We start from the raw sequence: 9,284 nt of genomic DNA, 5'->3' as shown, positions 1-9,284 counted from the left end.
GACGGGGGTTCCGGCCGCGATGCCCGCTGTGCTGCGTGCGGGCCGGCAAAGGTCGGGGAGACGTCCCCTAGGTGATCAGCTAGATGATCAGCGAGAGAAGCAGGACCAGGGCGCCGGCGACGACCGAGATGATCGTCTCCATGATCGACCAGGTCTTGATCGTCTGGCCGACGTTCATGCCGAAGTACTCCTTGACCAGCCAGAAGCCCGCGTCGTTGACATGGCTGAAGAACAGCGAGCCGGCGCCGATCGCGAGGACCAGGAGGGCGGCGTGCGAGGTCGACATGTCGGCGGCGAGCGGGGCGACAAGCCCGGCGGCGGAGACCGTCGCGACGGTGGCCGAGCCGGTGGCCAGGCGGATGACGACGGCGATCAGCCAGGCGAGCAGCAGTGCGGGGATCGCCCAGTCCTCGGAGATCTCCAGGACCATCTGGCCGACACCGGAGTCGATGAGCGTCTGCTTGAAGCCGCCGCCCGCGCCGACGATCAGCAGGATGCCCGCGATCGGGGCGAGAGACTTCTCGACCGTGGCCGTGATCTTGCCTTTGGAGAACCCGGCGGCCCGGCCGAGCGTGAACATGCCCACGATGACGGCGGCGAGCAGGGCGATCAGCGGGGAGCCGACGACGTCGAAGACGCGCTGCACGGTGTGCTCGGGGTTGTCCACGACGATGTCGACGAGGGCCTTGGAGAGCATCAGGACGACGGGCAGCAGCACCGTGGCGATGGTCGCGCCGAAGCTCGGCAGCTTGGCGGCGTCCTTCGAGGGGCGCTTGTCGAGGGCGTCGGACGAGCCCTCCTGCAGCATCTTCTCGGGCACCGGGATGTCCACCCAGCGGGCCGCGACCTTGGAGAACAGCGGACCGGCGATGATCACCGTCGGTATCGCGACGAGCACACCGAGGGCGAGCGTGACACCCAGGTTGGCGCCGACCGCGTCGATGGCGACGAGCGGGCCGGGGTGCGGCGGGATCAGGCCGTGCATCACGGAGAGGCCCGCGAGGGCCGGGATGCCGATGCGCATCAGCGAGTAGTTGCCGCGCTTGGCGACCATCAGGACGACCGGGATCAGCAGCACGATGCCGACCTCGAAGAACAGCGGCAGGCCGATGACGCTGGCGATCAGGACCATCGCCCAGGGCATGGCACGCCCGCTCGCCTTGGCCAGGATGGTGTCGACGATCTGGTCGGCGCCGCCCGAGTCGGCGAGCAGCTTGCCGAGTATCGCGCCGAGCGCGATCAGCACGCCGACGCCCGCGACGGTGGCGCCGAGCCCCGTCGTGAAGCTGGTGATGGCCTTGTCGAGCGGGGCGCCCGCGAAGGCGCCGAGCGCGAGCGAGCCGATGGTCAGCGCCAGGAAGGCGTGCACCTTGAACTTCGTGATGAGCAGGACGATGACGGCGATGCCCGCGAGGACGGCGATCCCGAGCTGGGCGTGGCCCGCCGAGGTGATCGGCTCGACGGCATCCGCTGCCAACGTCTCGACACTGAGACTGGTCACGGTGAATCCCTTGGAGGAGAGGGGTGGTTACGGGGGAGGCGACGGGTCCGCGTGGGGGTGCGCGTACGCGTCGGGGGTGCGCCGCCTGCGGGGCGGCGCGGGTCTCACTGCGGCGACAACTGCGGGGACAGCTGCGGGGACTGACGGTCCGCGGTGGCGTCGAGGGCACGCAGGGCGGTGACGGCCCGCTCGGCGATCTCCTCGGGGCCGCCCGCCACATCGACGTCGACGCCCGCCTCGTCCGGCCCGAGCGGCTGGAGCGTGGCGAACTGCGAGTCGAGCAGCGCGGTCGGCATGAAGTGCCCCTTGCGGTGCGACATCCGGTCCTCGATCAGCTCGCGCGAGCCGGTCAGATGGACGAAGACGACGCCCGGAGCGGCGGACCGCAGCCGGTCGCGGTAACTCCGCTTCAGCGCCGAGCTGCTGACCACGCCGCCGAGCCCGGCCCTGCCGTGGGCCCAGGAGCCGATGGCGTCGAGCCACGGCCACCGGTCGTCGTCGGTCAGCGGGGTGCCCGCCGACATCTTGGCGATGTTCGCCTCGGGGTGGAAGTCGTCGCCCTCGGCGTACGGAACGCCGAGTTGTGCCGCGAGCAGGGGGCCGATCGTGGTCTTGCCGGTTCCTGCCACACCCATGACTACGACGACGTAAGGGGTGTCCAATTGGTGCCTCGCTGTCTTCTTCGACATCGCTTTCGCACGGCGGGCGGTCGTGCGTTACGCCACTGAAACTCATTAGGTCAGAGGAATTCAAGAGTCTGTGACTTAAAAGTCAGACTTAATGTGCGGCGGGGGCGCCTCGTAGGCTTACGCCATGACTGCACAGGCCCGAGGGCTGCACGCCCGCGTACTGGAAAGCCTCGGGCCCGCCATCACCGGCGGTGAGTACCCGCCGGGCAGCGTCCTGCGGACCGACGAGCTGTCCCAGGAGTTCGAGGTGTCGCGCTCCGTCATGCGCGAAGCCGTACGCGTCCTGGAGTCCATGCACCTCGTCGAGTCCCGGCGGCGCGTCGGCGTGACCGTGCTGCCCACCGAGGAGTGGAACGTCTACGACCCGCAGGTCATCCGCTGGCGCCTGGCCGGCGCCGACCGGCCGCGCCAACTGCGCTCCCTCACCGTGCTGCGCTCCGCCGTCGAACCCACGGCCGCGGGCCTCGCTGCCCGCAACGCCTCAGCCGAGCAGTGCGCGGCCCTCACCGAGTCTGCGATCGGCATGGTCGCCAACTCGCGCGGCGGCCGTCTCGAGGGGTACCTCCGGCACGACGTGGAGTTCCACCGCACGATCCTGAAGGCGTCGGGCAACGAGATGTTCGCCCGCCTCGGGGACGTGGTCGCCGAGGTCCTCACCGGCCGCACCCACCACCAGGTGATGTTCGAGGACCCCGACCCGGCGGCCGTCACCCTGCACGTCAAGGTCGCCGAGGCGGTCCGCGAGCGGGACGCGGTACGGGCGGAGGAGCTCACCCGCGAGATCACCCTCGGCGCGCTCGAGGAACTCGACGTACTGGCGCCGTAGTGGTTCAGGGCGGCACGTGAACGCTCAGACGCTGCCCGACAGTTCCCCGCTGAGCCGGTCGTGGATGCGGGCGCTGGGTTCGTTGAGGCCGATGATCTCGACCTGTTTGCCGCGCTGCCCGTACTTCGTCTCGATGGCGTCGAGGGCCGCGACGGAGGAGGCGTCCCAGATGTGGGCGGCGGAGAGGTCGACGACGACCTTCTCGGCGTCCGTCGCGTAGTCGAACTGGCCGACGAGGTCGTTGGACGAGGCGAAGAACAGCTCGCCCGTGACCCGGTACACGACCGTGTCGCCGTCGCGGGTGCCGGTGACCTCCGCGAAGTGGGCGACCCGCTTGGCGAAGACGACCATGGCGGCGATAGAGCCGACGACCACACCGATGGCGAGATTGTGGGTCGCGACCACACAGACCACGGTGATCACCATGACGACGATCTCGCCCGCGGGCATCCGCCGGAGGGTCTTCGGGGCGATGGAGTGCCAGTCGAAGGTCGCGAACGACACCATCACCATCACGGCGACCAGCGCGGCCATCGGGATCGCCGAGACGACCGGGCCGAACGCCAGACACAGGACGAGCAGGAACGTACCGGCGAGGAAGGTGGAGACCCGGGTACGGGCCCCGGCGACCTTCACGTTGATCATGGTCTGGCCGATCATCGCGCAGCCGCCCATACCGCCGAAGAAGCCGGTGACGATGTTGGCGACGCCCTGGCCGACGGACTCGCGGGTCTTGTCGGAGGAGCTGTCGGTGAGGTCGTCGACGAGCTTCGCCGTCAGCAGCGACTCCATGAGCCCGACCAGCGCCATCGCGAAGGCGTACGGGGCGATCGTGGTCAGCGTGTCCAGGGTGAACGGCACGTCCGGAAGCCCCGGCACCGGCAGCGCGGACGGCAGGGCGCCCTTGTCGCCGACGGTCGGCACCGCGATCCCGGCGGCGACCGTGACCACGGTCAGGATCACGATGGACACCAGCGGAGCCGGGACCACCGTGGTGACCTTCGGGAAGAACACCATCAGCGCGAGACCGGCGACGATCAGCGGGTAGACCGCCCACGGCACGTCCCGCATCTCCGGGACCTGCGCCAGAAAGATCAGCACGGCAAGCGAGTTGACGAAGCCGACCATCACCGAGCGTGGGATGAACCGCATCAGCTTCGCCACCCCGAGCGCGCCAAGCACCACCTGGAAGACACCGCCGAGGATCACCGCCGCCACCAGGTAGCCGAGCCCGTGCTCGCGGTTGAGCGGCGCGATCACCAGGGCGACGGCACCCGCGGCGGCGGACACCATTGCGCGGCGGCCGCCGACGACCGCGATGGTCACGGCAGTGGTGAACGAGGCGAACAGGCCGACCGCCGGATCGACCCCCGCGATGATCGAGAACGAGATCACCTCGGGGATGAGCGCCAGGGCCACGACGATCCCCGCGAGCACCTCCCGCCGCCACACCGTGGGGTCGGAGATCCAGTCGGGCTTGAGACCGCGCAGCCGGGCGGCGGCGGACAGGGCGGACGACGACGAGAGGGACAAGACGGCGGGAACCTGTCGTACGAGGGCACGCCCGGCGGGACTCGGAACGTGCGGAAGCGGGAGGGGGAGCGGGACGTGCGTACGGATGTGCGCGGCGCCCGGGTACGGGAGCGGCGGCACCGGGGGCATCCTCGGCTCCGGCACGACGGCCAACTCTACTCGCGCACCCCGCACACCCCTCCGAGCCGGCAGGGGCCGGGTACTGCGTCCGGCCCCCGCCGGGCGGCGCCGGAGCCCACGGCTCCCTAGCGTCGCTCCGGACAGGGGCACGCCTCGGCGTACGGCGTGGGGGTGCTCGCGTACACGAGGAACGCGGACGGAGCGGTCGATGCGAGCAGTGGTGCGGGGTTCGGCGGGAGTCATGGCGGCATGCGCGCTGACGGCGTCGGCGGTGCCGGTGGCGTCGGCGGCCGACAACTCCTGGCACGTCAGCGTCTCGCCCCGGACGGTCGCGCCCGGCGGGCAGGTGACGCTCAGCTCCAGCGGCTGCCAGGTGCCGTCCGTGACGGCGGACGCGGCGGTCTTCGACACCACCGAACTCGACGAGGGCCACTCGGCGATCGCACACGTCTTCGCGGACGCGAAGCCGGGCGCCGAGTACGAGGTGACGTTCACCTGCAAGGGCAAGACGAAGTCGGCGCCGCTGATGATCTCCGGCGGCCAGAGCCACAGCAGCGCCCCGCACCGGGGAGTGAAGGCCGGCGCGGGCAACTCGTTCACGGACATCAGCCCGACCCAACTCGCCCTGGGCGGCGCCCTGGTGGCCGGAGCGCTCGGCTTCGCGGTGGTGCAGGTACGGCGCAGAGGCGGGACGCCTCAGTGAGCTGACCCGTGAGGTGTGGCGGCCGCCGTCCCGGCGCGGGGCGGCGGCCGCCCCGCGTCCGGCCTTCGGTCTCTTCGGCTACAGCCAGCCGGTCGCCGCGACCACGTCCTTCGCGATGTCGACGACGGACCGCCCGTCGGTCGCCACCCGCACCGTGTCGCGCGGCGCGTGCTCGTCGAGGAGCCGCGCCTTGCGGTAGCTGCTGCTCAACTCCGTCTCCAGCTCCGAGCCCACCTCACGCGAGGTGAGCCGGACCTCGGTCGTGGTGTCCGACGCGGTGAGCAGCACCCGTACGAGCCGCACATCCTGGCCGAGCGCCCGCTGGAACATGCCCGCGGTCTCCGGCAGCACACTCACCGTGTTGGTGTAGATGAGGCGGCGGTAGCCGAGCTCGGTGTAGTTCGACCAGACCGCGGTGAGGTTGCGTTCCGTGATGCCGCTGCGTCGCGGGTCGCCCTCCGGGGCCGGGTGCGCCTGCCCCAGGTAGTCGCCCTCGATGACGCAGTGCCGGACGGCCGCGGCCCGCAGCATGGCCGACACCTCCCACCCCACCGTGGTCTTCCCGACACCCGCACGGCCGCCGATGAGCAGCGCTTCTGCTTGATCCATGGCGGCACCCTGCCATGCCCCGAACCGGTCGGACCCCCCACTGCGCTAACGACACGCCCCACAGCGCAAGTTGACCGTACGTCACGTCACCGACCCGGCACGCGCCACGAAGGGCCGGGAGGCGACCGTGACCGCCACCGACACCGCCGCCAGGGCCGTGATCGTCACGCCGGGGGAGAGGTACTGCGCGAGTCCGCCCGCGACTGCCGCGCCGATGCCCTGCCAGGTCATCCGGCCCGCCGACTCGACGCCCTGCACCTGACCGCGTACCGCCTCGGGCGTCAGGGCGAGCAGATGCTCCTGCAGCGGCAGCGTGGCCGCGAACCCCGCACTGGCCAGGGCCACCGCCAACACCAGGACCCACACCGGGGGTTGGAGCACGAACAGCAGGAACGGCACGGCGAGCAGCAGCCGCAGCCCGTACGCGCAGCGCCGCCGCCCCGCGTCCGTGAGCAACCGCCCCACCATCAGGTCACCGAGCAGCAGCCCGGCCGAACCCGCGGCGAGCAGCAGACCCGCGTGGCCCGGCGCGTACGGCAGGAACAGTGCCTCGCAGCCGACGATCAGACCGTTCGGCACCCACAGGTTGAGCAGCAGCGCCCGGCGGCCCGGGTGGGAGAACAGCTCGACGTTCGTCGTCCAGGTCTGCCGGAGTCCCGGCCGCCGGGTCAGCCGGATCGAGCGCTCCCGTACGGTCGCCGCCACCACGGCGAGCGCGGCCGCCGACAGGCCCGTCGCGAGCAGGAAGACGCCCGCCGGTGGCACGTACCGCAGCAGCGCGGCGGCCCCGGCGAAGCCGATGACGGCGGTGCCGCCCGCGCTGATGTTGAGGAGCGAACGCGCCGTCGTACGGCCCGAGTCGGGCACGCTCTCCGCGAGCAGGCCGAGCCGGGTGCCGGTGCCGAGCGACTGGAAGAACCCGACGACCACGAGCAGCCCGAAGCGGGCGGCCAGCGGCAGCCCCGGCAGCGCCTGCGCGAGGGTGCACAGGAGCGAGACGCCTTCGAGGGCGAGCAGGGTGCGGCGCGGGCGGCTGCCGTCCGCGACCGACATCAGGGTCAGCGCGCCGAGCACGGTCGCGAAGGTCGCGCCGTACATGCTCACGGCGGTCAGGAACGGGGAACGGGTCTGCTGCTGCACCAGGGTGGCCAGGGCGAACCCCGACAGGGTGCTCGCGGCGACCCGCAGTGTGAGGCTGGTGAGGAGCCCGGCGAACTCGCGCTGCCGGAGCAGGGCGCGGTAGCCGGTGGTGGCGGAGGAAGGTGGTGGGGTTGTGGTGTGTGAAGGCATGAAAAAAGCCTCCGGAGCGCCCTGTCGGGGCGCCGGAGGCGGAACGGTCATTCTAGCAGCGGACCCCGGACCGGCGCGGACGTACCCCTCAACTCATGGCGCGCACCGCTCACTTCACGGTCGCACCCCTCACTTCAGGGTGCGTACCGCTCACTTCAGGGCGCGCACCACCCGTCGCACGTCACCGGCCAACTCCTCGGGCAGCGGCGCGTAATGCAGCCGTGGCAGCGCCCGCTGGCCCTCGGCGCTCGCCGTGTACGTGAGGAAGGACTTCAGGGCGGGCAGGTGCCCGGCCCCGTTGCCGGTGGCGCAGACGATCTCGTACGTGACGAGCACGATCGGGTACGCGCCCTCGGCCGAGGTGGAGTGGTCGAAGTCGAGGGAGAGGTCGTTGCCCCGGCCCGCGGTGCGCGCCTCGGCGATTCCGGCGGAGGCGCTCTGCGGCGTGGGTGCGACCGGCTCGTCGGCGCCCGTGTCGACGCTGACCGTGGTGACCTGGCCCTTCGCGGCGACGGACAGGTCGAGGTAGCCGATGGCGCCGGTGGTCGACGTCACCGCCGAGGCCACACCACTGGAACCGGACGCGGAACCGCCGCCGCGCCCCTGCCAGATCTTCCGCGCCGGGTACGGCCAGCTGTCCTCGGCGGCGTCGGCCAGGTAGGCCTGGAAGTTCTGGGTGGTGCCCGAGTCGTCGGAGCGGTGCACCGGGTAGATCGGGGTGGCGGGCAGCCGTACGCCCGGGTTGAGCTTCTCGATCGCCGGGTCGTCCCACGCCTTGATGCGGGAGTCGAAGATCTTGGCGAGGGTCGGGGCGTCGAGCACCAGACGGTCCACGCCGGGCAGGTTGAAGCCGATGGCGACGGGCCCGCCGGCCATCGGCAGGTTGACTGCCCGGCCGCCCGCGCAGGCGCTCTCGGAGCGTGCGAGTTCGGCGTCGTCGAGCGCGCTGTCGGAGCCGCCGAAGGCGGTGGCACCCCGCAGGAACTGCGCGACCCCGGCGCCCGAGCCCAGCGGGTTGTACGCGATCTGCACGCCCGCGCAGGCGCGTTGGTACTCCTTGGCCCAGTACTCCATCGCGTTCTGCTGGGCGCTCGACCCCGCACCGGCGACCTGTCCCCGGTCGGCGCAGTCGACGTCGACGACCGGCGCGGCGGCCGTCCGTTTCTGCGTCTTCTCTGTCTTCTCCGGCCCGGAGCCGACGAGCCCACAGCCGGTCATGAGCAGCGCGCCCACCACCACGGCGGTCGCACTCGATACGGCTTGCGGTCGGATGCGTACCCTGCGACGGCGCTGCACTGTGTCCTCTCACGTCCCTACGATCGATCATGGATGCTGGCGCACGCGGGGAGCGGCGGGGCGGCATCCAGGCGAACGGAGGGTTAAGGGCAGCTCAACGCCACGTGCCGTGCCGTTCGGGCGTCGCGGCCGTCACTCCCGTACGGCGAGCAGAAGTCCCTTGCCCACGGCGGCCGTTGTCGAGCGGAAGCCGCCGTCGCGCTCGACGAGTGCGAGGAAGTCGGCGACCTCGGCGGGGTGTGACAGGACGTTGTCGACGACGAGCAGACCGCCCGGCCGCAGCACCCGGCGCGGATGCGGCCACCACCCGGCGTACTGCGGCCGCTCCGAGTCGAGGAACAGCGCGTCGAGGCCGCCGTCGGGCAGCGCGCGCAGCACGGCGCCGCCGTCGGCCTCGCGTAGCTCGACCTGCTCGGTGAGCCCCGCCTCGGCGAGGTTCCTCGCCGCCTCGCGCTGTGCCTGCCCGTCGAGGTCGACGCTGAGCAGCGGCTCGCCGCCGTTGGCGCGCAGCACGCCCGCGAACCAGAGGGTGGAGTAGCCGTTCGACGTGCCGATCTCGACCATGCGGGTGGCGCCCGCGGCGCGCAGGACGACGGCGAGCAGGGCGGCGAATCGGGTTCCAGATTGCGCCGGCGCAGCAGCCGGTCGCTCTGCCGGGCATCGTGCTCAGCACCGTCCCGGTGGAGCGCGGCGAGGAAGTGGGGGAGGTGGGGGAGC

General features: G+C 71.5%; 8 protein-coding genes and 1 pseudogene. 2 read left to right on the top strand and 7 right to left on the bottom strand.

The features are described 5' to 3' along the window. Window positions 1-79: 79 nt before the first annotated feature. Window positions 80-1,501 (bottom strand): GntT/GntP/DsdX family permease, encoded by a 1,422-nt coding sequence (locus GUY60_RS28985; RefSeq protein ID WP_161703088.1) that lies wholly within the window; start codon window positions 1,499-1,501, stop codon window positions 80-82. A 104-nt stretch (window positions 1,502-1,605) separates the two neighbouring features. Beyond that, the gene (locus GUY60_RS28980; protein ID WP_161703086.1) at window positions 1,606-2,190 is read right to left on the bottom strand and encodes a gluconokinase; all 585 of its coding nucleotides are present in this window, start codon (window positions 2,188-2,190) and stop codon (window positions 1,606-1,608) included. A gap of 124 nt (window positions 2,191-2,314) precedes the next feature. On the opposite strand from GUY60_RS28980, the gene GUY60_RS28975 reads away from it, so the two are divergent. Further along, entirely contained in the window at window positions 2,315-3,016 is a 702-nt protein-coding gene (locus tag GUY60_RS28975; RefSeq protein WP_161703084.1) for a FadR/GntR family transcriptional regulator, read from the top strand. 24 nt (window positions 3,017-3,040) lie between these two features. Here the strand turns inward: GUY60_RS28975 and GUY60_RS28970 are convergent, their stop codons facing one another. Then, complete coding sequence (locus GUY60_RS28970) at window positions 3,041-4,525, bottom strand: SulP family inorganic anion transporter (protein ID WP_161703092.1); 1,485 nt, start codon at window positions 4,523-4,525, stop codon at window positions 3,041-3,043. Between the two features lie 352 nt (window positions 4,526-4,877). Here GUY60_RS28970 and GUY60_RS28965 point away from each other — a divergent pair, with 352 nt between their 5' ends. Continuing rightward, a complete protein-coding gene (locus GUY60_RS28965; protein WP_161703082.1) occupies window positions 4,878-5,372 on the top strand; it encodes a hypothetical protein in 495 nt (164 codons plus the stop codon). Between the two features lie 78 nt (window positions 5,373-5,450). Here the strand turns inward: GUY60_RS28965 and GUY60_RS28960 are convergent, their stop codons facing one another. From GUY60_RS28960 to GUY60_RS28945, 4 genes and pseudogenes are all read right to left on the bottom strand, one after another. After that, window positions 5,451-5,981, bottom strand: a complete 531-nt coding sequence (locus GUY60_RS28960) for a nucleoside/nucleotide kinase family protein (protein WP_161703080.1) — start codon at window positions 5,979-5,981, stop codon at window positions 5,451-5,453. 81 nt (window positions 5,982-6,062) lie between these two features. Then, a complete protein-coding gene (locus GUY60_RS28955) occupies window positions 6,063-7,271 on the bottom strand; it encodes an MFS transporter (protein ID WP_161703078.1) in 1,209 nt (402 codons plus the stop codon). A gap of 150 nt (window positions 7,272-7,421) precedes the next feature. After that, a complete protein-coding gene (gene pstS / locus GUY60_RS28950; protein WP_376771333.1) occupies window positions 7,422-8,567 on the bottom strand; it encodes a phosphate ABC transporter substrate-binding protein PstS in 1,146 nt (381 codons plus the stop codon). 132 nt (window positions 8,568-8,699) lie between these two features. Next, a pseudogene (locus tag GUY60_RS28945) lies at window positions 8,700-9,176 on the bottom strand (O-methyltransferase); the annotation flags it as partial. Window positions 9,177-9,284: the final 108 nt, after the last annotated feature.

The sequence above is a fragment of the Streptomyces boluensis genome (assembly GCF_009908195.1).
Lineage (GTDB): Bacteria > Actinomycetota > Actinomycetes > Streptomycetales > Streptomycetaceae > Streptomyces > Streptomyces boluensis.
The sequence above is the reverse complement of the archived record's forward strand: the minus strand, read 5'-3'. Positions and strand labels throughout refer to the sequence as shown.